We start from the raw sequence: 23,863 nt of genomic DNA on the forward strand, positions 1-23,863 counted from the left end.
GTCACTTCTCCGCGAGCACGGGGTCGATCATCTTGCGGAGCTGCTCCTCGTTGACCGCGAGGAGGGAGCGGGCCGCGATCTTCCCGTCCTTGTCCAGGACGATCGTGGAGGGGATCGACTGCGGGTTGAGCGTGCCCTTGGGGAAGCGCAGGATCAGCTTACCGATCGGGTCGTACAGGCTGGGGTAGGTGATGCCGAAGTTCTTCTCGAACTCGACGGCGGGCTGCTTGGAGGAGTCGCGGGTGTTGAGCCCGACGAATTCCACGCCCTTGTCCTTGAGCTCCTTGGAGACCTTGGCGAAGTGCGGCGCCTCGGCGCGGCAGGGCGGGCACCAGGAGCCCCAGACGTTCAGCACGACGACCTTGCCCTTGAGGGAGGAGACGTCGAGCCGGTCCCCGGCGACGGTCTCGCCGTCGAGCTTGGGGGCGGGCTGGCGCTCGGCCCTGGCCACGGTCTGGATGCCGCCGCTGCCCTGCACGTAGTTGGTGCCGCCGGAACCGGAGGAGCCGCCGCTCCCGTCGCCGCAGGCCGTCAGGGTCAGGCCGCCGGCGAGGGTCACCGCGGTCAGCAGGAGTGCGCGGCCGCTGGTCGAGCGGCGTCGGGGGGCGCGGCTAAGGCTCATGTGAAAAGTTTCGCATGGGCGTTTTGTGGATCTTCCGCGCCCCCCGAGGGGCCGGGAGCGCCGAGGGGGCGTCAGGCGGTGCCCGTGTACCCCGCCCAGCCGCCGGCAGGCGCCTGACCAGGGCCGAGGCCCTGGAGCTTGGCGAGGACGGCCGGAGTCTGGACGTCGAGCCAGTCGGTGAACTGCCGGAAGGACACGAGGCGTACGTCCTTTTTGTCCGCCATTGCCTTCAATGCCTCTTCCACGGCATCCATGTAGATGCCGCCGTTCCACTGCTCGAAGTGGTTGCCGATGAAGAGGGGTGCGCGGTTCGTCTCGTACGCCCGCTTGAAGCCGTTGACGTACGTGCCGGTGGCCTGGGTACGCCAGCCCGGGTAGTTGGCCGGGACGCCGCGGGTGGTGTTCTTCGACTGGTTGGCCAGGATGTTGTAGTCCATGGACAGCACCTCGAAGGAGTGCCCGGGGAACGGCAGGGCCTGGAGCGGCAGGTCCCATATGCCGCCCTTCTTCTTCGGCCAGACCTGGGTGCCGCCGGGCGAGGAGGCGTCGTAGCGCCAGCCCAGCTTCTCCGCCGTGGGCAGCAGGTTCTCCTGGCCCAGCAGGCAGGGGGTGCGGGCGCCGACCAGTTCCTTGCGGTAGTCGAAGGGCAGCGGCTCCAGGTCGGTGAATCCGGTGTTGGTCCGCCAGTTGGTGACGAAGGACACGGCCTGGTCTATTTCGCTCTGCCAGTCGGCGCCGGTCCAGCGGCCGACGGAGCCGGATCCCCCGCAGAAATGCCCGTTGAAGTGCGTGCCTATCTCGTGGCCGTCGAGCCAGGCCTGGCGCACGTTCTTGATGGTCTCGCGGACGTGGTCGTCGGTGAGGTATCCGATGTCCGAGGCGCCGACCGGATTGTTCGGCGGCTTGTAGAGGCTCTTCTTGGATTCGGGCAGGAGATAGATGCCGGAGAGGAAGAACGTCATGGCCGCGCCGTGGTCCTTGGCGACCTTCAGGAACCGCGGGAACAGACCGTTGCCGACCTCGCCCGCACCGTCCCAGCTGAACACCACGAACTGCGGCGGCGTCTCGCCCGGCTGCAGCGGCACCGGCTTCGGCGGCTGGTGGGGCTGGGGGCCGGTGTCCGCGGTCGAGCCGTCGCCTATCGGCTTCGCGGCCGGCCCGCTCGGCTCCGGCGACCGGTCCTTCAACGGCCCGAGGTTGCCGGGGCTGGCCTTTCCCCCGGAACTGCATCCCGCGACACCCATCGCGGCAGCGGCCCCAAGTCCCAGCCCCAGCGCACCCCGTCGACTGAATTCGCGCACGACACCGACCCCGTCCCTCAGCAAGCCCACAGCCAGTCCATATAAACGGACAATCAGCAAGAGCGGATGCCTCGACACGGCGGTTCCCGTGCGGCCCGTATTTATTTCGCCAAATCCGTGACGAACGGGCCCGCGGCCGTCAGGCGCCGAACGCCTTCGACTTCCCCTTCACCGGCTTGGCGCCGGCCAGCAGGTGCGCCGGCACCAGGTCCCGGGCCGGCTCGCTGTACCCGACCGAGACCAGCGTGTCGCCCCGGTACGTGAAGGACGTCAGCGACGCCAGCGTGCACTGACGGCGCCTCGGGTCGTGCCACAGCCGCCGCTTCTCCGCGAAGCTGCGCACGATCCAGATCGGCAGCTGGTGGCTGACCGCCACCGCCTCGTGCCCCCGCGCGGCGTCACGCGCCGCCTCCAGGGCGCCCGTCATCCGTACGACCTGCTCGATGTACGGCTCGCCCCAGGACGGCTTGAACGGGTTCGTCAGGTGCTTCCAGTTGCCCGGCTTCTTCAGCGCGCCGTCGCCCACGCCGAAGGTCTTGCCCTCGAAGACGTTGCCCGCCTCGATCAGCCGCGCGTCCGTCGCCAGGTCCAGCCCGTGGCTCTTCGCGATCGGCGCGGCCGTCTCCTGGGCCCGCTCCAGCGGGGAGGCGACCACGTACGTGACGTCGCGGCCCTCCAGGTGCTCCGCCACCCGGTCCGCCATCCGGCGGCCCAGCTCCGACAGGTGGTAGCCGGCGCGGCGGCCGTACAGCACGCCGTCCGGGTTGTGCACCTCGCCGTGGCGCATCAGGTGGACGACGGTGATCTCGTCACTGCTCATCGGTGGCCTCCGCGGCGGCACGGGCGGCGGCCGGCAGGGCCGCGGCGATCCGCTCCACGGCGCGCTCGTCGTGCGCCGTCGAGACGAACCAGGACTCGAAGGCGGACGGCGGCAGGTAGACGCCCTGCGCCAGCATCGAGTGGAAGAAGGCGGTGAAGCGGAAGGACTCCTGGCGCTTGGCCTCGTCGTAGTTCCGCACCTCGTCCGCGGTGAAGAACACCGAGAACATGTTGGAGGCGGTCTGCAGCCGGTGCGCCACGCCCTCCTTGGCCAGCGCGCCCGTCACCAGGTCCTGGATCTCCCGGGAGACCGCGTCCACCTTCGCGTACGCCGCCTCGTCGAGCAGCCGCAGCTGCGCCAGGCCCGCGGCCGTCGCGACCGGGTTTCCGGAGAGCGTGCCCGCCTGGTAGACGGGGCCCGCCGGGGCCAGGAACGCCATGACGTCGGCGCGGCCGCCGAAGGCCGCCGCCGGGAAGCCGCCGCCCATGACCTTGCCGAAGGTCATCAGGTCCGGACGGACGCCGTCCACCCCGTACCAGCCGGCCCGCGAGGTGCGGAAACCGGTCATGACCTCGTCGGAGATGTACAGCGCGCCGTTCTCGCGGCAGAGGTCCGCCAGGCCCTGGTTGAAGCCCGCGGCCGGGGTCACGACGCCCATGTTGCCGGGCGCGGCCTCGGTGATCACACAGGCGATCTCGCCGGGGTGGGCCGCGAAGGCCGCCCGCACGGCGTCCAGGTCGTTGTACGGCAGGACGATGGTGTCGCCCGCCTGCGCGCCGGTCACGCCCGGGGTGTCCGGCAGCGCGAAGGTGGCCAGGCCCGAGCCGGCCGCGGCCAGCAGGGCGTCCACGTGCCCGTGGTAGCAGCCGGCGAACTTCACGACCTTGGCGCGGCCGGTGAACCCGCGGGCCAGCCGGATCGCGGACATGGTCGCCTCGGTGCCGGAGGACACCAGGCGGACCTGCTCGACCGGCTCGATCCGGGCGACGATCTCCTCGGCCAGGGCGACCTCGCCCTCACCCGGCGTGCCGAAGGAGGTGCCGCGCGCGACGGCCTCCTGCACGGCCGCGACGACCTCCGGGTGGGCGTGCCCGAGGATCATGGGACCCCAGGAGCACACGAGGTCGACGTACTCGCGCCCGTCGGCGTCGGTGAGGTACGGACCGGTACCGGACACCATGAACCGGGGCGTACCGCCCACCGCCTTGAAGGCACGGACGGGAGAGTTCACGCCGCCGGGGGTCACGACTGCCGCCCGGTCGAAAAGAGTCTGCGAAACTGGGGCCTGGTATGGGTAGCTCACATCAGCCATGGTGTCAGAGCCCCGGACCGTCTTGCGGACAGGTGTTTGCGCTTCGTGTTTCACCGTCGTGCCGTGGGGGAGGTCACTGCCATGATGATCAGGCTGCACGGTGGGGTCCGGGCGGCCGGTAGAGCAGTCGGGTGGAGATATGCAACGCGGTGGTGGACCGGGCGAGGGTACGGACGGCCTGGACCCCAAGCGCGCCCGTGAAGCCCGCGAGGCGCGCCGCCGGGGCAGACACCGACGCCACACCGCCGAGCAGGCCGACACCCCCGAGGTGGCGCTGCCGGGCCGGGAGGGCCCCGATTCGGGCACCACGATCGGGGGCCGCGGCATGGGCGTGACCTACAAGTACTTCGGCGCACCGGACGGGGCCACGGCCGCGCGCGTCCCCATGACCATGCGGCCCGAGGAGCTCGGCGGGGACGAGCTGGGCATGGGCGGCATGTTCACCAAGATCAAGCCGGAGACCGTCGCCGCGATGGTCCTCACCGGCATCGAGGGCATACCCCTGCACAAGGTGCCTCCGCTGGAGCTGGTCGTGCTCCACCCCGACTACGCCGTGGTCAAGCTCCCGATGACCGTCGTCGACCCCCTGCGGGACATCGGCGAGGAGTCGGTGGGCGCCGCCGCCTTCATCTGGTCCACCGTCCCGGACCGCGGCGGCCCGAGCGACGCCTTCAACGTCTACCAGCTGCTCCACGAGTGGCAGGACTTCTCCCACCGCCTGCACGAGGCCGGCCACCAGCCGTACTGCCTGGTCTGGCCGTAGGCCCCCACGCTCCGCGACGAGCGGGGGCCGGAGCGCGCCACCGTACGCGAGTCGCCCGCCGCGCCGGGGTCTCCCCCCGTGAAGCCCGCGGCGGCCCCGGGGGAATGTCGGTGCCCGCCCCTACGCTGGCGCCATGGCCGACGACATCATCCTGCGCGAGGTCCGCGACAGCGACCTGCCGCCGCTCCACACCGACTACCTCGACCCGGAGTCGAACCGCATGGCGGCCTTCACGCGCGCCGAGCCGGCCGACTGGGAGACCTTCCGGGCCCGCGCGGAGCGCCACCGGGCCGACCCCGAGGTCCTGATGTTCACGATCACCGACGCGGACGGCACGCTGCTCGGGCAGGCCGGGGTCTTCGGGCCGCCCGAGGAGCGTTCGGTGACCTACCGCGTGCTGCGCGAGCACTGGGGCAGGGGCGTGGCCACGGCGGCGCTGCGGCGGCTGCTGGAGCTGGTGCCGGAGCGGCCGCTGCACGCGCGGGCCGCGTGCGACAACACCGGGTCGGTACGGGTCCTGGAGAAGTGCGGGTTCGTGGTGACCGGCACCGAGCGGAACTGGGCGCACGCGCGGGGCGCGGAGACGGACGAGTTCCTGCTGGTGCTGGAGGCGTAGGCCGGCGCCGGGGCTCAGGCCCAGTGGGGGTCGCGGCCGGTGGCGGCGAGCAGCTTCTCGAAGCGGGTGTCGTCCGGTCCCGGCCGGACCGGCTCGTCGAACATCCCGGCGTCGCGGGCGGCCGGCGCCATGTCGGCGATCACCCCGGCGAGTTCGTCCACGGCGTCCGGGTCCGGGGTGAACTCCTGGCCGGTGGCGCGGGCGAGGTCCCAGGCGTGCACCGTCAGGTCGAGCAGCACCATGCGGCCGACCACGCGGGCCGGCTGGTCCGCGTGACCGGTGGTGCCCTCCTCGGCGCCGGGCGCGGACCAGGCGGCGACCAGCCGGTCGGCCTCGTCGGCGAAGCGTTCGCGCCAGTCCCCGGTGCCGAGGTAGTCGGGCTTCTCGGCGAAGGCGCTGGGCCGCTTGTGAGCCAGCTCGGTGAAGTTGACGACCACGTCGAAGAAGTGGTTCAGCAGCTCGCCCACGTCGTACCCGGAGCAGGGCGTGGCCCCGCCGAGCTGCCGCTCGTCCACGCCCCGTACGACGGGCACGGCCCGCGCGGCCGCCGCCCCGAGCAGGGATCCGATGCTGTGCCGGTTGTCGCTCATACCGGAACCGTAGGCTCCGGCGCGGGGCGGCTCAGCCCCGCGCGGCGCGGCGGCGGCGCGTCCGGCGGACGGCCAGGACGGACAGGACGGTCAGGACGCCGAGGACCTGGGTGACGGCGGCGGCCATTTCCCAGGCGTCCCGGGCGGCGGTGCTCGCGCCGAGCGCCCGGGGCAGGTGCTTCGCCAGTTCGGTGCCGAACACCAGCACACCGGCGGCGGCCGCCAGCCGCTCCTTGACGTTCCGAGGGCGTACGAAGAACACGAGGGCCCCCACGAGCGCCGCCCCGCTCACCCCGGCCAGCACCCACTGGTACATCCGCCGCACCTCCTGTCCCGACAGTCGGCCGAGCGTAGCCCGGGGCCGCACGCCTGTCAGTGACTGACCTTACGGTGGCCGGATGGACACACCGCTGCGACTGGAGCCCTGGGCCGAAGGCGACTTCTGGCTGCTGGAGCGGAAGAACGAACCGGCCATGACCGAGCACCTGGGCGGCCCGGAGACGGCGGCCAAGCTCGCCGACCGGCACCGCAGGTACCTCGCGATGAGCGCCGCCGCCCCGGCGGCCGGCCGGATGTTCACCGTGCGGGCCGCGGGGACGGGCGGCGTGGCCGGGACGGGCGGCGTGGCCGGGACGGGCGGCGTGGTCGGCTCGATCGGCTTCTGGCCGCGCGAGTGGCAGGGCGAGGAGGTGTACGAGACCGGCTGGGGCATCCTGCCCGAGCACCAGGGCCGGGGCCTCGCCGTGGCCGCCGCCCGGGCGCTGATCGCCCACGCCCGGGCCCACGGCGACCGCCGCCACCTGCACGCCTTCCCGGGCGCCGGCCACCCGGCCTCCAACGGCGTCTGCCGCAGGGCCGGTTTCACGCTGATGGGCACCACGGACTTCGAGTACCCGCCGGGCCACTGGCACCCGAGCAACGACTGGCGGTACGACCTGCGGGCGGGCTAGGCCGGGCGCCCCCGGCCCGGCCCCGCCGGCCCCTTACGGGACCAGCACCAGCCGCCCCCGCACCCCGCCCTTGGACTGCTCGGCGTGCGCCTCGGCGGCCGCGTCGAGCGGGTACGTACGGGCCACCCGCAGGTCCAGCACCCCCGCGTCGACCAGTCCGGCCAGCTCCGCCAGGTGGGCGCCGTCCGCGGCGACCTCCTGCTCCTCCACCCTGATCCCGCGCACCGCAGCCGGCGCGGCCCCGGGGTGGACGCCCACGTACACGCCCCCGTCCTTCACGTACCCGAGCGCCCGCTCCCCCAGCACCGCCGTGTCCAGCACCCCGTCCACCGGGTCCGGCTCGCCGTCCCGCGGCACGAAGTGCGCGGCGCCCAGCGACCGTACGAGCTCCTCGTCCCCGGCACCGGCCAGCGCCGTCACCACCAGACCGGCCCGCGCGGCCAGTTGCACCGCCAGCCCGCCGACCACCCCGGCCGCCCCGGTGACCAGCACCGAGGACCCGGCCGGCAGCCCCAGCTGCGCCACCGCCCGCGCCGCCGTCAGCCCGCTCAGCGGCAGCACCGAGGCCCGTACGTCGTCCACGCTCGCCGGGGCGGCCGCCGCCGCGGCGGCGTCCAGCACCACGTACTCGGCGTGCGCGCCCAGCGGCTTCACGGCCCCGTAGTGCAGGCCGACCACGCGGTCCCCGGCGGCGAAGCCGGTCACCTCCGCGCCGACCGCGTCGACCTCGCCCGCCACGTCCCAGCCGAAACCGACCGGCTGCCCAGCGCCGCCGAAGATCCCGGCGCGCACGGCGGTGTCGACCGGGTTCACGGCCGTGGCCGTCACCCGCACCCGCAGCTGGCCCGCCGCCGGCTCCGGCACCGCGGTCTCCACGACCTCCAGGACCTCGGGACCGCCGAAACCGTTCACGATGACCGCTCGCATGACTCTCCCTCTTCCTTCACGCTGGTTCGCGTTGCGTTTCGCTCTTTCCGCTGCGCACTAACGTATGGAGAGGTACTCTCTTTTGGTAAGTACGCACTTCAAGGTGCGTACCCGACCCGGAGGTAGGAGCCATGGCCACGCAGACCGCCACCGCCCGCCGCGAGGCGGCCCGCCACGCCTACGACGCCTTCCTCAAGGAGTGCCCGACCAGCCAGCTCCTGGCCCGCATCAGCGACAAGTGGGTCAGCCTCATCGTCAGCGCCCTCGCCGCCACCGGCCCCATGCGCTACAGCGACCTCGGCCGCACCATCCCCGGCGTCAGCCAGAAGATGCTCACCCAGACCCTCCGCTCCCTGGAGCGCGACGGCCTCGTCTCCCGCACCGTCACCGCCTCCGTACCGGTGCGCGTGGACTACGAGTTGACCCCGCTCGGCGGCAACCTGGCCTGCCTGCTCAGCGCCGTGAAGGACTGGGCGGAGAACCACATCGAGGAGGTCCTCAGCTCCCGCGAGACCTACGACGCCGCCGCGCAGGCCGCCGGGACCGCGTAAATCCCTCGGCCGCCCACCGCCCCCGGTGGCATGCTGGCACCGTGAACGGTCCGGAGATCCACCTCACCCTCGCCCCCGAGCTGCACCTCTTCACCGCGCCCGAACGCCGCGCCGCCCGCGCCAGGACCGTCACCGACGGCTCCTCCAGCCTGGGCCACGTCGTCGAGTCCACCGGCGTCCCACTCACCGAGGTCGGCCGCCTCCTCGTCGACGGCCACGAGGTCCCCGCCTCCCACGTGCCCCGCGCCGGGGAGTCCGTCGAGGTCCAGGGCGTCACCCGCCCCCAGCAGGTGCCCGGCGCCCCGCTCCGCTTCCTCCTCGACGTCCATCTCGGCACGCTGGCCCGCCGGTTGAGGCTGCTCGGCGTCGACGCCGCGTACGAGAACGAGGACATCGGCGACCCCGCGCTCGCCGCCCGCTCCGCCGCCGAACGCCGCGTCCTGCTCTCCCGCGACCGCGGCCTGCTGCGCCGCCGCGAGATCTGGGCCGGCGCGTACGTCTACAGCGACCGCCCCGAAGAACAACTCCGCGACGTCCTCGGCCGGTTCGCCCCCGCCCTCGCGCCGTGGACCCGCTGCACCGCCTGCAACGGCCCGCTGCACGAGGCCGACAAGGACTCCGTCGGCGACCGCCTCGAACACGGCACGCACCGCACCTACGACGTCTTCGCCCAGTGCTCCGACTGCGAACGCGTCTACTGGCGCGGAGCCCACCACGCCCGGCTGGAACGCATCGTCACCGACGCCCTCGACGAATTCGGGGACCGGGCCGCCTGAACCACCCGTGGCTGGGCAGGGATCCCCGGGTACGCACGCGACCAGACGGCACATCGACCCGGGGAGGCCCACGTCCCATGCCCACCGCACCCACCGACACCGACGTCCTGGTCGTCGGCGCCGGCCCCACCGGCCTCCTGCTGGCCGGCGACCTCGCCGCCGCCGGACTGCGCGTCACCCTCGCCGAGCGCCGCCCGCACCACGACGGCAACCTCACCCGGGCCTTCGGCGTGCACGCCCGCACCCTCGAACTCCTCGACGCCCGCGACCTCGCCGACGAACTCGTCAAGACCGGGCGACAGGTCCGCCGCCTGGGCCTCTTCGGCCGCACCCCGCTCGAACTGAGCGGACTGCGCAGCCGCTTCCCGTACCTCCTCATCACCCCGCAGTACGAGGTCGAGCACCTGCTCCACCGCCGCGCGCTGTCCACAGGTGTGGATTTCCGCGAGGGCACCGCCCTGCTCCGCCTCCGCCAGCGCCCCGACGCCGTCAGCGCCGACCTCCAGGGCCCCGACGGCACCCGCACCACCCTCACCGCCCGCTACCTGGTCGGCACCGACGGCGTGCGCAGCACCGTACGCCGCGAGCTGGGCCTCCCCTTCCCCGGCGACTCCGTGATCCGGTCCATGGTCCTGGCCGACGTCCGCCTCGCCGAGGAACCCGCCTCCACCGTCACCGTCAACGGCACCGGCGACGCCTTCGCCTTCATCGCCCCCTTCGGCGACGGCTGGTACCGCGTCATGGGCTGGCTGCGGGAACACCAGGTCGCCGACACCGAGCCCGTCGGCCTCGACGAGGTCAAGGAGATCGCCCGCGCCGCCCTCGGCACCGACTTCGGCATGCACGACGCGCGCTGGCTCTCCCGCTTCCACAGCGACGAACGCCAGGTCCCCGCCTACCGCCAGGACCGCGTCTTCCTCGCCGGCGACGCCGCCCACGTCCACTCCCCCGCCGGCGGCCAGGGCATGAACACCGGCCTCCAGGACGCCGCCAACCTCTCCTGGAAGCTCGCCGCCGCCCTGCTCGGCACCACCCCCGACCCCGAGGCACTGCTCGACACCTACCACTCCGAACGCCACCCCGTCGGCCGCACCGTCCTGCGCAGCAGCGGCGCCATGATCCGCCTGGCCATGGCCCGCGGCCGGGTCCGCAAGGCCGCCCGCGACCTCGGCGCCGCCGCCGTCAGCACCCTCCGGCCCGCCGTGGACCGGGCCACCGGCATGATCAGCGGCATCGGCATCGCGTACCCGCCGGCCCCCGGCGAGCACCGCCCCTCGGGCCGCCGCGCGCCCGACCTCGTACTGGCCGAAGGCCGCCTGTACGAACTGCTGCGCGACGGCGGCTTCGTCCTCGTCACCCCGCCCGGCACCACCCTCGGCCCCGGCACCCCCGCCGTCCGGCACGCGCACTGGTCCGACACCCGGCGCGCCTGCGCCCTGATCAGGCCCGACGGCTACGTCGCCTGGGCCGCCCGCGAGCCGGACCCGGCGACCGTCCGCACGGCCCTCGGCCGCTGGCTGCGCTGACGGGGGCCCGGCGGACGGGCGCGGGGCCCGGCACACCCACCGGACCCCGCGCCCCGACCCGCCGGCCGCGAACCGCGAACCGCGAACCGCCATCCGCCTCAGAAGACGTACGAGTCCCCCGTGTCCAGCGCCAGCACCGCGTGCTCGTTGTTCTTGAGGTCGGCGTCGACCGCACCCCCGTTCCACCAGGTGTCGATCCGCACCACCGCCTCCGCCGGACGGTCCTTCAGCACCAGCGCCACCTCGATCTGCCGGCCCTTCCCGCTCACCGGCAGCGCCCCCGTCTCGCACACCAGCACCCGGTCGCCCGCCCGCGCGCACCCCGCCGCCAGCTGCTGCGCGTCCGCCAGCGGCACCGACAGCCGCAGCCGCACGGTCGCGTTGACCAGCCCCGCCGGCCCGTGGTTCTCCGGCATCAGCGAGATCCCCAGCAGCCCCGCCGCCAGGGACACCTGCCCGTGGTACGCGACGTCCGCCTCCGCCGGGGCCGCGGCCACCGGCACCGCCCACGCCGGGCCGGCCACCGCCCCGAGCACCACCACCGCGGCCGCGACCCGCGCGCCGCCCACTGCCACCATTCGCCCTGTGCGCATGCACCGCACCGTAGGAAAGCGGAAGATCGGCTCATCGGATCACCACCCGATCGTGGTCGCGCCGCTCCCCCATCCAGGCGCGCCTATGCTGGCCCCGACCGGCAGGAAATCGACCACCTGCGCGATCCGCCCGCACCACCCCTGGAACGAGGAGCGTCCATGAGCACCCGCACGGCCGTCATCACCGGAGCCAGCAGCGGAATCGGCGCCGCCACCGCCCGGCAGCTCGCCGCCGCCGGGTACCACGTGGTCCTCACCGCCCGCCGCGCCGACCGCATCGAGGCCCTCGCCAAGGAACTCACCGCCGCCGGCGGACAGGCCACCGCGCACGCCCTCGACGTCACCGACCGCGCCGCCGTGGACGCCTTCGCCGCCTCCCTCCAGCGCTGCGACGTGCTGGTCAACAACGCGGGCGGAGCGCTCGGCGCCGACCCCGTCGCCACCGGCGACCCGGCCGACTGGCGCACGATGTACGAGGTCAACGTCATCGGCACCCTCCACGTGACCCAGGCCCTGCTGCCCGCCCTCGTCGCGAGCGGCGACGGCACGGTCGTGGTCCTCTCCTCCACCGCCGGCCACGCCACCTACGAGGGCGGCGCCGGCTACGTCGCGGCCAAGAACGGCGCCCGCGTCCTCGCCGAAACGCTCCGCCTGGAGATCGTCGGCCAGCCCGTCCGCGTCATCGAGATCGCCCCCGGCATGGTCAAGACCGACGAGTTCGCGACCACCCGCTTCCGCGGCGACACCGAGAAGGCCGCCAAGGTCTACGCGGGAGTGGCGGAGCCGCTCACGGCCGACGACGTCGCCGACACGATCACCTGGGCCGTCACCCGCCCCTCCCACGTCAACATCGACCTCCTGGTGGTCCGCCCCCGCGCCCAGGCCTCGAACACCAAGGTCCACCGGGAGCTCTGACCGCCCCCACCGGAACCGGGGAGATCAGGGCACCAGCCCGGCGTCCTTCAGCGCCGGCATGAGGGCCGCGGGCTTCAGCCCCGCGGCCCTCGCCGCGTCCAGGGCCCGCTGCAGGTCCGCCGCCAGCGTCGGCGTGAAGTGCAGCAGCACGATGTCCCCGGCCTTCAGCGCGGGCACCGGCGGCGGCACGTCGCCCCAGGTCGTGAAGTCGTGCGTCCACGTCACCAGGGCCTTCACCCCGCAGGCCTTCGCGGCCAGCCGTACGTCGTCGTCGTACGCCCCGTACGGCGGCCGCAGCAGCTTCGGCTCCCGCCCGAACACCGCCTCCAGCTGCTCCCCGGCGCCGCACACCTCGGCGTCCTTGCCGGCCGCGTCGAGCGTGGTCAGGTCCGGGTGGTTCACGGTGTGGTTCTCCACCTTCACCCGCCCCTGCGCGACGAGCCCGGTGAAGTACGCGGTGTCGTACGACGTCGCCCCCGGCAGCAGGAACAGCGAGGCCGGCACCCGCTTCTCGACCAGCGCCTGCGCCACCGCCGGATCGTGGTACCAGCCGTCGTCGACGGTGATGAACACGACCTTCTCGGCCGTCGGCACCCGGGACACCACGGGCGGCAGCCCGGTCCCCGCGACCGCGGAACCCCCCACGCCCACGGCCATCACACCGGCCGCCAACAACCCCACCAGACCACGAGTTCTCCACATGCCCCCCACCCTGGTCTAGACCAACCATCCGGTCAACCCCCGGACCGACAAAGGGCATTGACCGCCCGCAAGGAACGACGGATTCCGCCACCCGTTCGAGCGAAGCGCACACGAACGACCCGAAAAGCCCCCCGGCCCGGCCTAACTTCAGCCTCAGCAAAACGGCCCCCGACCAGGACTGCCATCCCGGCCGAGGGCCTCACCGACAAAGGAAGAGGAGCTTCCTCATGGCTGAACAGGACCCTAGCGCCACCCCGCGCTTCATGGACCTCCAAGACCCGCGCTACGCCTACATGTTCGGTTTCATCCAGGCCGACGGACACCTGGCGCAGGGCGCCGGACGGAAGGGTCGCCTCACCGTTGAGATCAACGCGCGGGACATCCACATCCTCCGCGAGTTCCAAGCCCTGACCCCGTATTACAGCTCGGTCACCGAACGCGTCCGCGCCACCAACTTCGCAGCCACACACCACTCGGCAACATGGGCCGTGAGCGCGCTCGAAGCCCGGACCGTCATCAACGAACTGGGCGTCCCGTACGGGAGGAAGTCTCTGAGCGTCCGGCCGCCCCACGTGGAGTTCTCCGGCCGGGACTACTTGCGCGGCCTCATCGATGCCGATGGATCGGTGGGCTGGACCGCCCAGGGCTTCCCCTTCCTCGCGTTCACTTCGGCCAGCACGGCCGTCGTCACGTACCTGTGCCGCTACGCCGAGAACGTCACCGGGAAGGGGCGCACCATCGCCCGGAACAAACGTGACCAGATCTATAACATCGTCTACTTCAAGGAGCAGGCCCAGCAATTGGCCGCACACCTCTACTATCCCGGCTGTCTGGGCCTTGAGCACAAGAAGGCGAACGCCGCGGCAATCCAAGGCTGGGTTCGCCCGGCAGACATGAGGATCGCGCCGCCTCGCCGGCGCTGGAACGTGGCCGAGGACCACGTACTGCTCCGCCTGAACGACCCGGCAGCGGCCGGGCGCGCCTTGGAGCGCACCGAGCAGAGCTGCGCCATGCGGCTGTGGCGTATCCGAACCGGACAACTTCCCGCCCCGGCGGAATAGCACCCCGAGAACGACGAGATGGGGGGCAGCGCCAGCGCTGCCCCCCATCTGCATGCTCAGCCCTTCACACAGATGACCTGCTTGATCTTGGCCACGACTTCGACCAGGTCCTGCTGCTGCTCCATGACCTGCTCGATCGGCTTGTAGGCTCCCGGGATCTCATCGAGAACGCCGGAATCCTTGCGGCATTCGACTCCCCGCGTCTGCTCGGCCAGATCCTGCACCGTGAACCGGCGCTTCGCAGCCGCCCGGCTCATCCGCCGCCCGGCACCGTGCGACGCCGAATTGAAGGCGGCCTCATTGCCCAGCCCCTTCACGATGTACGAGCTTGTGCCCATTGAGCCAGGGATGATCCCGTACTCGCCGCGTCCGGCGCGGATCGCGCCCTTGCGCGTGACCAGCAGATCCATCCCGTCGTACCGCTCCTCCGACACGTAGTTGTGGTGGCAGCTGATCTCCTGCTCGAAGGAGACCTTCGCCTTCCGGAACTCCCGGCGGACGACCTCCTTGAGGAGGCTCATCATGATCGCGCGGTTGTACTTCGCGTACTCCTGGGCCCAGTACAGGTCGCTCCGGTACGCCTCCATCTGCGGCGTCGCAGCGATGAAGACAGCGAGGTCGCGGTCGACCAGGTTCTGGTTGTGCGGCAGTGACCGGGCCACACCGATGTGGTGGTCCGCGAGCTCCTTGCCGATGTTCCGGGACCCGGAGTGGAGCATGAGCCAGACCGATCCCGCCTCATCGAGACAGACTTCGACCAGATGATTTCCGGCTCCGAGCGTTCCTAGTTGCCTTCCAGCACGCTCTCGCCTGAATTTGACCGAATCCGCAACGTAGTCGAAGCGCTGCCACAGGTCGTCCAGCCCCGCCGACCCCCCGAACCCGTACAGCCGGTCCGGGTCCACCGGGTCGCGGTGCATGCCCGCGCCCACCGGGATGGCCTGCTCGATCTTCGAGCGGAGGCGGGAGAGGTCCCCCGGGAGGTCGTTGGCGGTCAGCGAGGTCTTGACCGCCGACATGCCGCAGCCGATGTCCACGCCCACCGCCGCCGGGCAGACGGCGTCCTTCATCGCGATCACCGAGCCGACGGTCGCACCCTTGCCGAAGTGCACGTCCGGCATCACGGCCAGGCCCTTGATCCACGGCAGGGTCGCGGTGTTCTGGAGCTGACGCATCGCGACGTCCTCGACCGTCGACGGATCCGTCCACATGCGGATGGGGACCTTCGCCCCCGGAACCTCTACGTACGACATAACGTCTTCATTCCCCCGGAATGCTTCAAAAGTCTGGAAAACGCAAAAGCCTCGCTCTTGGGGCCGAATGAGACATCGGACCGGCGTCGGCAGCGGTGCGTGCGATAGACATTGTGTCCGCCTGCCGCCATCGCGCGGCAACCGTTTTTACTGCCGAAGGGAGCCCCCGACGTGCGACGCCACGTGCGACGACGGACGGCCCTCGCCCCCGTCGTGGCGGTGCTGACCGCGCTCGTCGCGGGCTGCAGCGCCGGCTCAGGGACCGACGGATCGGGTACGGACCCCAAGCCGGGCGAGTCGAACGTGGCCGCCGAGCCGGGGAGGTACCGCAGCCTCCCGGAGCCCTGTTCCTCCGTCGAGGGACGGCGCCTGAAGGCGATGCTGCCGGCCGACGCCTCCCTCACCTCGGAGCAGCGCGACCAGCTGTACGCGGGCCGGGCCGACGTCTCGTACGACGGCGACCGGCGCGTCGGCTGCCGCTGGAAGGCCGCGTCCGGCGACGCGACCCGGCTGCTCTTCGTCGGGTACGAGCGGGTGGTCTCGTACGACCCCGCCACCAGCGACGACGACAAGGCACGGCAGGTGTACGACCGCCTGCTCGCCGCGGCCCACCTGCCGGTGCCGGCCGCGACGGCGAGCGCGAGCCCGTCTGCCGGGACGCCGTCGGGCACGCCGTCGGGCACGCCGTCGTCCGGGGCCCCCTCGGCCGGCGCGCCGTCCCCCGGCACGGCCGGTTCCGGCGCCCCGTCGGCCGGTACGTCCGGCGGCCCCGCGGGCTCCGGGAGTCCGGCGGCGTCCGGCGGCGCGCCCTCCGGTACGCCCTCCGGCGGCCCCGCCCTCGGCTCCCGCGCGCTGGACGACCTCGGGGAGGACGCGTTCCTGGAGGACCGGCTCACGCCGGCCGGGCCGACCGCGCAGGCCCGCACGGTCCATCTGGTGTTCCGGTCGTCCAATGTGATCGTCACCGTGGACTACACGGTGCAGCCGACGGCTCCGTCGGACACCCCGGACGCCGAGGAAACCCAGGACACGGCACGGGAGTTGGCGGCGGGACTGGCCGACGCGCTGAGTGAGTGACGGAGCCGGCGTGACGCCACGCACAGCAGCCCGCCACCCGATCGGGCTACCGTTGCCGGGTCCCGCAAGCCATTGAGTGAAGGAACCATGCACCGATCAGCCTCGCGCTTCACCCGCGTTCTCGCCTGCGCTGCCGTCCCGGTGGTCCTCGCCGTCTCCGGCTGCTCCTCGGACTCCGGCTCCGGTTCCGGTTCCGACGGTGACGGCGGCAGGAAGTCCGGCGCGTCCTCGGCCTCGTCGCCGAGCGCCAAGCCCACGCCGACCCTGGAGAAGGTGGCCTTCGCCAAGCTGCCCGAGCCGTGCAAGGCGATCGTGCAGAAGACGGTCGACACGCTCGTGCCGGAGGCCAAGGACAAGGACGGCACCTCGGCCAAGTCCAACGACCTCACCAGCCGTGCCACCTGCTCCTGGAACGGTCTCGACGAGAACGGCCTGAAGGGCTCGGAGTACCGCTGGCTGGCGATCTCCATGGCGCGCTACGACTCGCACGAGACGCTGGGCAGCGGCAACAAGCGGGCCGCCGAGCAGTACGCCAAGCAGGTCGAGGCGGCGAAGACCGCGGAGGGTGCGACGGGCGTGAAGGCCGCCGACGCCGCCGGTATCGGCGACGAGGCGACCACGGTCACCTCCTCGGCGAAGAAGCAGGTGGACTTCTTCAACCAGACGGTGGTGGCGCGCACGGAGAACGTCGTGATCACGCTCGACTACAACGGCGCGTCCTACGAGGGCATGAAGGCCCCGGACCCGGCGAAGCTCCTCCAGGGCGCGGTGGCCGCGGCCAAGGAGGCCGTCGCGTCCGTGGCGGCCGCCAACAAGTAGCACCGGCGGGGTGCGGGGACGGGGCCGGACGGGCCCCGTCCGGTTCCATGCAGTTCCGGGCCGGTTACGGGCAGTCCCGAGCCGGCCCCAAGTGGTCCCCGAGAGGCGCCCGGACGGCGCGCATGTGCCAGGCTGTGCGCGCCAGGCTCGACAAGGGAGGGGTCGCGGGTGGCCGCGATGCAGCTGACTCGAACGCACCGGATACTCATCGGCGTCGTGATCGCGGGCGCCGTGATCATCGCGGGTATCGGTTTCGCGGGGTCGTACGCCGCCGTGCGCGCGCTCGCGCTGAAGAAGGGGTTCGGGGACTTCTCGCTGGTCTTCCCGATAGGCATCGACGCGGGCATCTGCGTGCTGCTGGCCCTGGACCTGCTGCTGACCTGGATCCGCATCCCGTTCCCGCTGCTGCGGCAGACGGCGTGGCTGCTGACCGCGGCGACGATCGCGTTCAACGGCGCGGCCGCCTGGCCGGATCCGCTGGGTGTGGGCATGCACGCGGTCATCCCGGTGCTGTTCGTCGTGACGGTCGAGGCGGCGCGGCACGCGGTGGGCCGGATCGCGGACATCACGGCCGACCGGCACATGGAGGGCGTGCGGATCACGCGCTGGCTGCTGTCGCCGCTGCCGACGTTCAAGCTGTGGCGCCGGATGAAGCTGTGGGAGCTGCGCTCGTACGAGCAGGCGGTCGGCATGGAGCAGGACCGGCTGATCTACCAGGCGCGGCTGCAGGCGCGGTACGGGCGGGCCTGGCGGCGGAAGGCTCCGGTGGAGGCGCTGATGCCGCTGCGGCTGGCGCGGATCGGTGTGCCGTTGGCGCAGACGGCGCCGGAGGGTCTGGCGGCGGCGGGCATCGATCCGGTGCTGCTGCCTCCGGTGCCGCAGCCGGCGCTGGCCGCGGCGGCTTCGCCGGTGCTGGCGCGGGAAGTGGCGGCTCCGGTGGAGGCGGCGGAGCTGCCGTCGGGCGGGCAGCCGGGTGCCGGGGTTCCGGTACGGGCGGCCGCCGGGCCTGAGGGCGCGGCGCAGGGCGTACGGGTGCCGGGTGACGGGCCCCAGGGGCTGCCGCATCCGGAGCCGGTGGCCCAGGAGGCCGCGGTGCAGGGTCCCGGCGCGGGCCGGGTCCCGGCCGCGGGCGGCCCGCAGGTGCCGGGCGGCCCGCAGGGTGCCGGCCCGGTGCAGGGGCCGCAGGGCCCGCACGTTCGGCAGGGGCAGCAGGGCCAGCAGGGCCCGCACGTTCCGCAGGGCCAGCACGGCCCGCAGCAGCCCGTCCGGGCCGCCGACACGGGCGCGGGCGTCTTCCCGTACCCCCAGCAGGGCGCGGACGCCCGGCAGGCCGCCCAGGGGCAGCTCCCCGGGATCCCGCAGCAGGGCCTCCCGCAGCAGCCGTACCCGGACCAGGGCATGGCGCCGGGCATGACCCCGTACGCCCCCACGCCCGAGCCGCTCGTGCCGGTGGACCCGACGCAGATGCCGGCCGCGCACAACAGCTCGTGGTTCGCGGCCCCGGTGGCCCCGCAGGCGACGTACGAGGGCGCGTACAACCCGCAGTTCGTGGAGGGCCTGGCGCCCCACCCGGTCGCGCCCCCGGCGGGCCCGGACCCGGCGGCCGACCAGGAGCAGCCCGAGCTCCCGGTGCCGGCCCCGCGTGCGGAGGACGCCGCGGCGCAGGCCCAGGCCGGTCCGGCCGCCGAGGGCCCGGAGGCCGCCGGCCGCGAGCGGGCCGGGGCGGCCGAGGCCGCCGCGCAGCCCGAGCAGCCCGGTGACGCGGAGTTCAAGGAGCTGGCGTACAAGGCGTTCCGTGCCTTCGTCGACGAGCACAACAACTTCCCGTCGCCCGAGGCGCTCGACATACACCTCGCGGACATCCACGGCGTCACGCACCCGCGGAGCCTGCCGCTGATCCGGCGCATGCAGCCGTACCTGAAGCAGCGCTACCAGACCGAGCTGGAGAACGAGCACATCGCGTAGCCCGCACCCTCGGCACAACGGAAAGGGCCGGTCCCCCGCACCAGCGGGGAACCGGCCCTTCCGCGTTGCGCGGGCGGAGTACGACGGCTACGCGGCCAGCAGCTTGCGCACCCGGTCCGCCCCGACGGCGAGCAGCAGGGTGGGCAGGCGCGGACCGGTCTCGCGGGTGACGAGCAGGCGGTACAGGAGGGCGAAGAACTGCCGCTGGGCGACCTTCAGCTCCGGCGTCGGCTTCGCCTCGGGGTCGAGGCCGGCCATCACCTTCGGCACGCCGTAGACCAGGGTGGTCAGCCCGTCGAGCGACCAGTGGCTGTCGAGGCCCTCCAGCAGCAGCTCCAGGGAGCGGCGGCCCTCGTCGTCGAGGGAGGCGAGCAGCTCGGTGTCCGGCTCGTCGCGCACGAGGGTGCGCTGGTCGGCCGGGACCTGGGTGGTGATCCAGTTCTCGGCGCGGTCCAGGCGCGGGCGCACCTCGTCGAGCGAGGTCAGCGGCTTCTCCGGCTCCAGGTCGGAGAGGATGCGCAGGGTCTGCTCGTCGTGGCCCGCGGTGATGTCGACGACGGACGCGAGGGTCCGGTACGGCATCGGGCGCGGGGTGCGCGGCAGTTCGTGGGAGGCGACGCGGACGGCCCGGGAGTGGGCGGCGGCGTCGGCGGGCAGGACGGTGCCGTCGGCGACCTTGGCCTCCAGCTTGTCCCACTCGTCGTACAGCCGCTGGATCTCCTGGTCGAAGGCGATCTTGAAGGACTGGTTGGGCCTGCGGCGGGCGTACAGCCAGCGCAGCAGCTGCGGCTCCATGATCTGCAGGGCGTCGGCCGGGGTGGGGACGCCGCCCTTCGAGGAGGACATCTTGGCCATGCCGCTGATGCCGACGAACGCGTACATCGGGCCGATCGGCTGCTCGCCGCCGAAGATGTGCACGATCTGGCCGCCGACCTGGAACGACGAGCCGGGCGAGGAGTGGTCGACGCCGGAGGGCTCGAAGACGACGCCCTCGAAGGCCCAGCGCATGGGCCAGTCGACCTTCCAGACCAGCTTGCCGCGGTTGAACTCGGAGAGCTTGACCGTCTCGGTGAACTGGTCCTCGGTGCAGACGTAGGTCAGCTCGGTGCTGTCGTCGTCGTAGGACAGCACCTTGGTGAAGTCCTTGTTGCACTCGCCGCAGTAGGGCTTGTACGGGAAGTACTCGGAGCCCTCGGTGCTGCCGTCGTCCTCGCCCGCGGCGCCGGAGCCCTCGGCGGCCTCCAGCTCGGCCTCGTCGACCGGCTTCTGGGACTTCTTGGCGGCCTTGGGCTTGGTGCGGTACTGGGCGAGCACGGCGTCGATGTCGCCGCGGTGCTTCATCGCGAACAGCACCTGCTCGCGGTAGACGCCGGTGGTGTACTGCTCGGTCTGGCTGATCGGGTCGTACTCGACGCCCAGCTCGGCCAGCGAGTCGACCATGGCGGCCTTGAAGTGCTCGGCCCAGTTCGGGTACTCGGAGCCCTCGGGCGCCGGCACGGCGGTCAGCGGGCGGCCGATGTGCTGCCCGTGGGACTCCTCGGTGACGCCGGGGATGCCCTTGGGGACCTTGCGGTAGCGGTCGTAGTCGTCCCACGAGAGGACGTGGCGGACCTCGTGGCCGCGGCGGCGGATCTCGTCCGCGACCAGGTGCGGGGTCATGACCTCGCGGAGGTTGCCCAGGTGGATCGGGCCGGAGGGGGACAGGCCGGACGCGACGACGACAGGTTTGCCCGGCGCACGCCGCTCCGCCTCGGCGATGACCTCGTCCGCGAAACGGGAGACCCAGTCGGTCTCGGTGCTGCTTGGGGCGCTCTGAGCCACGACACGTCCTTCTATCTGGCTATCTGGTTCTGAACTGGCTGGGAACATTCTCCCAGACGGAAGCCCGCTCCCCGGGGTTGCTTTTTATCCCGGGAGGTGGGTCGCGGGCCCGTGGGATACTCGTGTCGCTGGGCGTATACGTACGCACCACGCGCAGTCCCGTACTCACTGACAGGAACGGCAGCCCATGGCCTCGGTCCCTTCCCTCGCTTCGAACGTCAACCAGCGCGTCGCGGACGCACTCGTCTCCGCCCTGCCGGAGGCCGGTGCCGCCGACCCGCTGCTGCGACGAAGCGACCGGGCCGACTTCCAGGCCAACGGCATCCTGGCGCTCGCGAAGAAGGCGAAGGCCAACCCGCGCGAGCTGGCGACCACGGTCGTCGAGGGCCTGGACAAGGGTGACGTGCTGGCCGAGGTCGAGGTCTCGGGCCCCGGCTTCCTCAACATCACGGTCTCCGACAAGGCGATCGTCGAGACGCTGGCGGCGCGGTACGCGGACGCGCGGCTCGGCGTGCCGCTGAACCCGGACGCCGGCACCACGGTGATCGACTACGCGCAGCCGAACGTGGCGAAGGAGATGCACGTCGGCCACCTGCGGTCCGCGGTGATCGGTGCCGCGATGGTCGAGATCCTGGAGTTCACCGGTGAGACGGTGGTCCGGCGGCACCACATCGGCGACTGGGGCACGCAGTTCGGCATGCTCATCCAGTACCTGATCGAGCACCCGCACGAGCTGGACCACAAGGCCGCCGGGTCGGACGCCGAGGCGTCCGGCGAGGAGGCCATGTCGAACCTCAACCGCCTGTACAAGGCGTCGCGGGCGCTGTTCGACGCGGACGAGGAGTTCAAGACCCGGGCGCGGGCGCGGGTGGTGGACCTCCAGGCGGGCGACGAGCAGACGCTCGCGCTGTGGCAGCGGTTCGTGGACGAGTCGAAGATCTATTTCTACTCGGTCTTCAACAAGCTGGACATGGACATCCAGGACGAGGACATCGTCGGCGAGTCCGGCTACAACGACATGCTGGTGGAGACGTGCCGGCTGCTGGAGGAGTCGGGCGTCGCGGTCCGCTCGAACGGCGCGCTGTGCGTGTTCTTCGACGAGTACAAGGGCCCGGACGGCAACCCGACCCCGCTGATCGTCCAGAAGTCGGACGGCGGCTTCGGCTACGCGGCGACCGACCTGTCGGCGATCCGCGACCGGGTGACGAACCTGAAGGCGAACAGCCTGGTGTACGTGGTCGACGCCCGCCAGTCGCTGCACTTCAAGATGGTCTTCGAGACCGCCCGCCGGGCCGGCTGGCTGAACGAGGACGTGCACGCCTACCAGCTGGCGTTCGGCACGGTCCTGGGCGCCGACGGCAAGCCGTTCAAGACCCGTGAGGGCGAGACGGTACGGCTGGTGGACCTGCTGGACGAGGCGGTCGACCGGGCTTCGGCCGTCGTCCGGGAGAAGGCCCAGGACCTCACCGAGGAAGAGATCGCCGAGCGGGGCGCCCAGGTCGGCATCGGCGCGGTGAAGTACGCGGACCTGTCCACGTCGGCCGCCCGCGACTACAAGTTCGACCTGGACCAGATGGTCTCGCTGAACGGCGACACCTCGGTCTACCTCCAGTACGCGTACGCCCGTATCCAGTCGATCCTCCGCAAGGCGGGCGACCACAAGCCGGCCGCTCACCCGGAGCTTGCACTGGCGCCGACGGAGCGGGCCCTGGGCCTGCACCTGGACGGCTTCGGCGAGCTGCTCGCGGAGGCGGCGGCCGAGTACGCTCCGCACAAGGTGGCCGCGTACCTCTACCAGCTGGCCTCCCTGTACACGTCGTTCTACGCGGAGTGCCCGGTGCTGAAGGCAGACACCGCGGAGCAGGTCGAGAACCGCCTCTTCCTCTGCGACCTCACCGCCCGCACCCTCCACCAGGGCATGGCCCTCCTGGGCATCCGCACCCCCGAGCGCCTCTGACGCTCCACGGCCCGCACGTGGCGACCCCCGGTGCTCCGGCACCGGGGGTCGCCGCGTTCCCCGGCCCCGGAGCGGGCGCCGGCCGCCTTCGACTCCTCGTGGCGGTGTGGGCCGGCCGGGGGCGAGGCCCGAACGGTCAGGCCGGGTCGGGCTGCTGCGGCGCCTCCTTCGTCCTGATCACCGCGAACACCGCGCCCTGCGGGTCGGCGAGGACCGCCATCCGGCCCACCGGCATGTCGAAGGCCGGCGCCAGCACGGTGCCGCCGGCCCGGACCGCCGCGTCCTGCACGGAGTCCGTGTCGTCCACGTGGAAGTACGTCAGCCAGTGCGGCGGGGTGCCCTCGGGGTGCTGCTCCAGGCTCATGATCCCGCCCACCGAACGGTCGTTGACCTTCAGCTCGGTGTAGCCCTCGCCGCCGGGAATCCGGGACGGGGCCGTGTCCACGGGCAGGATCGCCCGGTAGTAGGCCGCGGCCGCCGCGGGATCGGTGGTCGCCAGCTCGGACCAGACCACCGCGCCGTCCTCGTTGACGATCCCCGCGCCCGGGAACTCCTTCGGCTGCCAGATCCCGAAGACGGCGCCGGTCGGGTCGGCCAGCACGGCCATCCGCCCGAGGTCCATGACGTCCATCGCGTCCACGATCACCGACCCGCCCGCCCCGTTGCTCGCGGCCACCGTGGCGGCCGCGTCGGGGGAGGCGAGGTACGTGGTCCAGGCGGCCGGCGGCGCCGGGTCGGGCACCGTGCCGTCCGGGTTCATCGCCTTCATGATCCCGGCGACCGGCGCGCCCCTGAGGTGGCAGACCGAGTACCCGCCGGTCTCCGGCGGCCCGACCTCGCCCTGCCAGCCGAACAGGTCACGGTAGAAGTCGAGGGCGGCCTGCTGGTCGGGAACCATCAGGTCGGTCCAGCAGGGTGTGCCGGGCCGGTACGGGCCGGACATGAC

24 protein-coding genes are annotated in these 23,863 nt (G+C 72.4%); 12 read left to right on the forward strand and 12 right to left on the reverse strand.

The genetic code is table 11. The annotated features are described in order from the left end of the window. Position 1 precedes the first annotated feature (1 nt). The 4 genes from ACIQUR_RS15010 to hemL form a co-directional block, all read right to left on the reverse strand. Complete coding sequence (locus ACIQUR_RS15010) at positions 2 to 622, reverse strand: TlpA family protein disulfide reductase (protein ID WP_403663766.1); 621 nt, start codon at positions 620 to 622, stop codon at positions 2 to 4. A 71-nt stretch (positions 623 to 693) separates the two neighbouring features. Beyond that, positions 694 to 1,923, reverse strand: a complete 1,230-nt coding sequence (locus tag ACIQUR_RS15015; RefSeq protein ID WP_403663769.1) for a hypothetical protein — start codon at positions 1,921 to 1,923, stop codon at positions 694 to 696. 139 nt (positions 1,924 to 2,062) lie between these two features. Then, positions 2,063 to 2,743 (reverse strand): histidine phosphatase family protein, encoded by a 681-nt coding sequence (locus ACIQUR_RS15020; protein WP_403663772.1) that lies wholly within the window; start codon positions 2,741 to 2,743, stop codon positions 2,063 to 2,065. Next, positions 2,733 to 4,055, reverse strand: a complete 1,323-nt coding sequence (hemL, locus tag ACIQUR_RS15025) for a glutamate-1-semialdehyde 2,1-aminomutase (protein ID WP_403663775.1) — start codon at positions 4,053 to 4,055, stop codon at positions 2,733 to 2,735. Before hemL ends, ACIQUR_RS15020 begins: the two co-directional genes overlap by 11 nt. 139 nt (positions 4,056 to 4,194) lie before the next feature. Here hemL and ACIQUR_RS15030 point away from each other — a divergent pair, with 139 nt between their 5' ends. Further along, positions 4,195 to 4,818 (forward strand): hypothetical protein, encoded by a 624-nt coding sequence (locus ACIQUR_RS15030; protein WP_403663778.1) that lies wholly within the window; start codon positions 4,195 to 4,197, stop codon positions 4,816 to 4,818. Positions 4,819 to 4,951: 133 nt separating this feature from the next. Next, complete coding sequence (locus ACIQUR_RS15035) at positions 4,952 to 5,434, forward strand: GNAT family N-acetyltransferase (protein WP_403663781.1); 483 nt, start codon at positions 4,952 to 4,954, stop codon at positions 5,432 to 5,434. A 14-nt stretch (positions 5,435 to 5,448) separates the two neighbouring features. Here the strand turns inward: ACIQUR_RS15035 and ACIQUR_RS15040 are convergent, their stop codons facing one another. Next, positions 5,449 to 6,024 (reverse strand): TIGR03086 family metal-binding protein, encoded by a 576-nt coding sequence (locus ACIQUR_RS15040; protein ID WP_403663784.1) that lies wholly within the window; start codon positions 6,022 to 6,024, stop codon positions 5,449 to 5,451. Positions 6,025 to 6,055: 31 nt separating this feature from the next. Beyond that, complete coding sequence (locus ACIQUR_RS15045) at positions 6,056 to 6,340, reverse strand: hypothetical protein (protein WP_403663788.1); 285 nt, start codon at positions 6,338 to 6,340, stop codon at positions 6,056 to 6,058. An 82-nt stretch (positions 6,341 to 6,422) separates the two neighbouring features. On the opposite strand from ACIQUR_RS15045, the gene ACIQUR_RS15050 reads away from it, so the two are divergent. Further along, a complete protein-coding gene (locus ACIQUR_RS15050) occupies positions 6,423 to 6,974 on the forward strand; it encodes a GNAT family N-acetyltransferase (RefSeq protein ID WP_403663791.1) in 552 nt (183 codons plus the stop codon). A gap of 33 nt (positions 6,975 to 7,007) precedes the next feature. On the opposite strand, the gene ACIQUR_RS15055 is transcribed toward ACIQUR_RS15050, so the two are convergent. Beyond that, positions 7,008 to 7,901, reverse strand: coding sequence for an NADP-dependent oxidoreductase (locus ACIQUR_RS15055; protein WP_403663794.1), 894 nt, complete (start codon positions 7,899 to 7,901; stop codon positions 7,008 to 7,010). Positions 7,902 to 8,032: 131 nt separating this feature from the next. Here ACIQUR_RS15055 and ACIQUR_RS15060 point away from each other — a divergent pair, with 131 nt between their 5' ends. The 3 genes from ACIQUR_RS15060 to ACIQUR_RS15070 all read left to right on the forward strand — a co-directional run bounded on the left by ACIQUR_RS15060 (position 8,033) and on the right by ACIQUR_RS15070 (position 10,754). Beyond that, on the forward strand, positions 8,033 to 8,452 hold the full coding sequence (locus ACIQUR_RS15060) for a winged helix-turn-helix transcriptional regulator (RefSeq protein ID WP_403663797.1): 420 nt from the start codon (positions 8,033 to 8,035) through the stop codon (positions 8,450 to 8,452). A 41-nt stretch (positions 8,453 to 8,493) separates the two neighbouring features. After that, the gene (locus tag ACIQUR_RS15065) at positions 8,494 to 9,228 is read left to right on the forward strand and encodes a Mut7-C RNAse domain-containing protein (protein WP_403663800.1); all 735 of its coding nucleotides are present in this window, start codon (positions 8,494 to 8,496) and stop codon (positions 9,226 to 9,228) included. A gap of 77 nt (positions 9,229 to 9,305) precedes the next feature. Beyond that, entirely contained in the window at positions 9,306 to 10,754 is a 1,449-nt protein-coding gene (locus ACIQUR_RS15070; RefSeq protein ID WP_403663803.1) for an FAD-dependent monooxygenase, read from the forward strand. 98 nt (positions 10,755 to 10,852) lie between these two features. Here the strand turns inward: ACIQUR_RS15070 and ACIQUR_RS15075 are convergent, their stop codons facing one another. After that, entirely contained in the window at positions 10,853 to 11,347 is a 495-nt protein-coding gene (locus tag ACIQUR_RS15075; protein WP_403663806.1) for a hypothetical protein, read from the reverse strand. A 159-nt stretch (positions 11,348 to 11,506) separates the two neighbouring features. Between ACIQUR_RS15075 and ACIQUR_RS15080 the strand changes: the two genes are divergently transcribed. Beyond that, entirely contained in the window at positions 11,507 to 12,262 is a 756-nt protein-coding gene (locus ACIQUR_RS15080) for an SDR family NAD(P)-dependent oxidoreductase (protein WP_403663809.1), read from the forward strand. 24 nt (positions 12,263 to 12,286) lie between these two features. Here the strand turns inward: ACIQUR_RS15080 and ACIQUR_RS15085 are convergent, their stop codons facing one another. Continuing rightward, positions 12,287 to 12,964, reverse strand: coding sequence for a polysaccharide deacetylase family protein (locus tag ACIQUR_RS15085; protein WP_403663812.1), 678 nt, complete (start codon positions 12,962 to 12,964; stop codon positions 12,287 to 12,289). A 227-nt stretch (positions 12,965 to 13,191) separates the two neighbouring features. On the opposite strand from ACIQUR_RS15085, the gene ACIQUR_RS15090 reads away from it, so the two are divergent. Beyond that, entirely contained in the window at positions 13,192 to 14,025 is an 834-nt protein-coding gene (locus ACIQUR_RS15090; protein ID WP_403663815.1) for an LAGLIDADG family homing endonuclease, read from the forward strand. A 56-nt stretch (positions 14,026 to 14,081) separates the two neighbouring features. Here ACIQUR_RS15090 and ACIQUR_RS15095 read toward each other — a convergent pair whose 3' ends face one another. Next, positions 14,082 to 15,278, reverse strand: a complete 1,197-nt coding sequence (locus ACIQUR_RS15095; protein WP_403663818.1) for an RtcB family protein — start codon at positions 15,276 to 15,278, stop codon at positions 14,082 to 14,084. Positions 15,279 to 15,449: 171 nt separating this feature from the next. On the opposite strand from ACIQUR_RS15095, the gene ACIQUR_RS15100 reads away from it, so the two are divergent. The 3 genes from ACIQUR_RS15100 (at position 15,450) to ACIQUR_RS15110 (ending at position 19,139) form a co-directional block, all read left to right on the forward strand. Further along, positions 15,450 to 16,355 (forward strand): DUF3558 domain-containing protein, encoded by a 906-nt coding sequence (locus ACIQUR_RS15100; protein ID WP_403663821.1) that lies wholly within the window; start codon positions 15,450 to 15,452, stop codon positions 16,353 to 16,355. Positions 16,356 to 16,442: 87 nt separating this feature from the next. Next, a complete protein-coding gene (locus tag ACIQUR_RS15105; RefSeq protein WP_403663824.1) occupies positions 16,443 to 17,174 on the forward strand; it encodes a DUF3558 domain-containing protein in 732 nt (243 codons plus the stop codon). Between the two features lie 168 nt (positions 17,175 to 17,342). Continuing rightward, a complete protein-coding gene (locus ACIQUR_RS15110) occupies positions 17,343 to 19,139 on the forward strand; it encodes a DUF2637 domain-containing protein (RefSeq protein ID WP_403663827.1) in 1,797 nt (598 codons plus the stop codon). A gap of 87 nt (positions 19,140 to 19,226) precedes the next feature. On the opposite strand, the gene lysS is transcribed toward ACIQUR_RS15110, so the two are convergent. Then, on the reverse strand, positions 19,227 to 21,008 hold the full coding sequence (lysS, locus tag ACIQUR_RS15115; RefSeq protein ID WP_403663830.1) for a lysine--tRNA ligase: 1,782 nt from the start codon (positions 21,006 to 21,008) through the stop codon (positions 19,227 to 19,229). A 139-nt stretch (positions 21,009 to 21,147) separates the two neighbouring features. On the opposite strand from lysS, the gene argS reads away from it, so the two are divergent. Next, complete coding sequence (argS, locus tag ACIQUR_RS15120; RefSeq protein WP_403663834.1) at positions 21,148 to 22,917, forward strand: arginine--tRNA ligase; 1,770 nt, start codon at positions 21,148 to 21,150, stop codon at positions 22,915 to 22,917. A gap of 136 nt (positions 22,918 to 23,053) precedes the next feature. On the opposite strand, the gene ACIQUR_RS15125 is transcribed toward argS, so the two are convergent. Then, entirely contained in the window at positions 23,054 to 23,860 is an 807-nt protein-coding gene (locus ACIQUR_RS15125) for a VOC family protein (protein WP_403663952.1), read from the reverse strand. Positions 23,861 to 23,863 lie beyond the last annotated feature (3 nt).

It is taken from the genome of Streptomyces sp. NPDC101132 (assembly GCF_044759225.1).
Lineage (GTDB): Bacteria > Actinomycetota > Actinomycetes > Streptomycetales > Streptomycetaceae > Streptomyces.

Excerpts from the sequence above, each read along its gene's own strand:
- ACIQUR_RS15035 (WP_403663781.1), top strand. The coding sequence starts at position 4,952 with ATGGCCGACGACATCATCCTGCGCGAGGTCCGCGACAGCGACCTGCCG.
- ACIQUR_RS15050 (WP_403663791.1), top strand. The coding sequence starts at position 6,423 with ATGGACACACCGCTGCGACTGGAGCCCTGGGCCGAAGGCGACTTCTGG.
- ACIQUR_RS15095 (WP_403663818.1), bottom strand. The coding sequence starts at position 15,278 with ATGTCGTACGTAGAGGTTCCGGGGGCGAAGGTCCCCATCCGCATGTGG.
- ACIQUR_RS15090 (WP_403663815.1), top strand. The coding sequence starts at position 13,192 with ATGGCTGAACAGGACCCTAGCGCCACCCCGCGCTTCATGGACCTCCAA.
- ACIQUR_RS15055 (WP_403663794.1), bottom strand. The coding sequence starts at position 7,901 with ATGCGAGCGGTCATCGTGAACGGTTTCGGCGGTCCCGAGGTCCTGGAG.
- ACIQUR_RS15020 (WP_403663772.1), bottom strand. The coding sequence starts at position 2,743 with ATGAGCAGTGACGAGATCACCGTCGTCCACCTGATGCGCCACGGCGAG.
- ACIQUR_RS15060 (WP_403663797.1), top strand. The coding sequence starts at position 8,033 with ATGGCCACGCAGACCGCCACCGCCCGCCGCGAGGCGGCCCGCCACGCC.
- ACIQUR_RS15075 (WP_403663806.1), bottom strand. The coding sequence starts at position 11,347 with ATGCGCACAGGGCGAATGGTGGCAGTGGGCGGCGCGCGGGTCGCGGCC.
- ACIQUR_RS15080 (WP_403663809.1), top strand. The coding sequence starts at position 11,507 with ATGAGCACCCGCACGGCCGTCATCACCGGAGCCAGCAGCGGAATCGGC.
- hemL (WP_403663775.1), bottom strand. The coding sequence starts at position 4,055 with ATGGCTGATGTGAGCTACCCATACCAGGCCCCAGTTTCGCAGACTCTT.
- ACIQUR_RS15125 (WP_403663952.1), bottom strand. The coding sequence starts at position 23,860 with ATGTCCGGCCCGTACCGGCCCGGCACACCCTGCTGGACCGACCTGATG.
- ACIQUR_RS15030 (WP_403663778.1), top strand. The coding sequence starts at position 4,195 with ATGCAACGCGGTGGTGGACCGGGCGAGGGTACGGACGGCCTGGACCCC.
- ACIQUR_RS15085 (WP_403663812.1), bottom strand. The coding sequence starts at position 12,964 with ATGTGGAGAACTCGTGGTCTGGTGGGGTTGTTGGCGGCCGGTGTGATG.
- ACIQUR_RS15105 (WP_403663824.1), top strand. The coding sequence starts at position 16,443 with ATGCACCGATCAGCCTCGCGCTTCACCCGCGTTCTCGCCTGCGCTGCC.
- ACIQUR_RS15045 (WP_403663788.1), bottom strand. The coding sequence starts at position 6,340 with ATGTACCAGTGGGTGCTGGCCGGGGTGAGCGGGGCGGCGCTCGTGGGG.
- ACIQUR_RS15040 (WP_403663784.1), bottom strand. The coding sequence starts at position 6,024 with ATGAGCGACAACCGGCACAGCATCGGATCCCTGCTCGGGGCGGCGGCC.
- ACIQUR_RS15070 (WP_403663803.1), top strand. The coding sequence starts at position 9,306 with ATGCCCACCGCACCCACCGACACCGACGTCCTGGTCGTCGGCGCCGGC.
- argS (WP_403663834.1), top strand. The coding sequence starts at position 21,148 with ATGGCCTCGGTCCCTTCCCTCGCTTCGAACGTCAACCAGCGCGTCGCG.
- lysS (WP_403663830.1), bottom strand. The coding sequence starts at position 21,008 with ATGTTCCCAGCCAGTTCAGAACCAGATAGCCAGATAGAAGGACGTGTC.
- ACIQUR_RS15010 (WP_403663766.1), bottom strand. The coding sequence starts at position 622 with ATGAGCCTTAGCCGCGCCCCCCGACGCCGCTCGACCAGCGGCCGCGCA.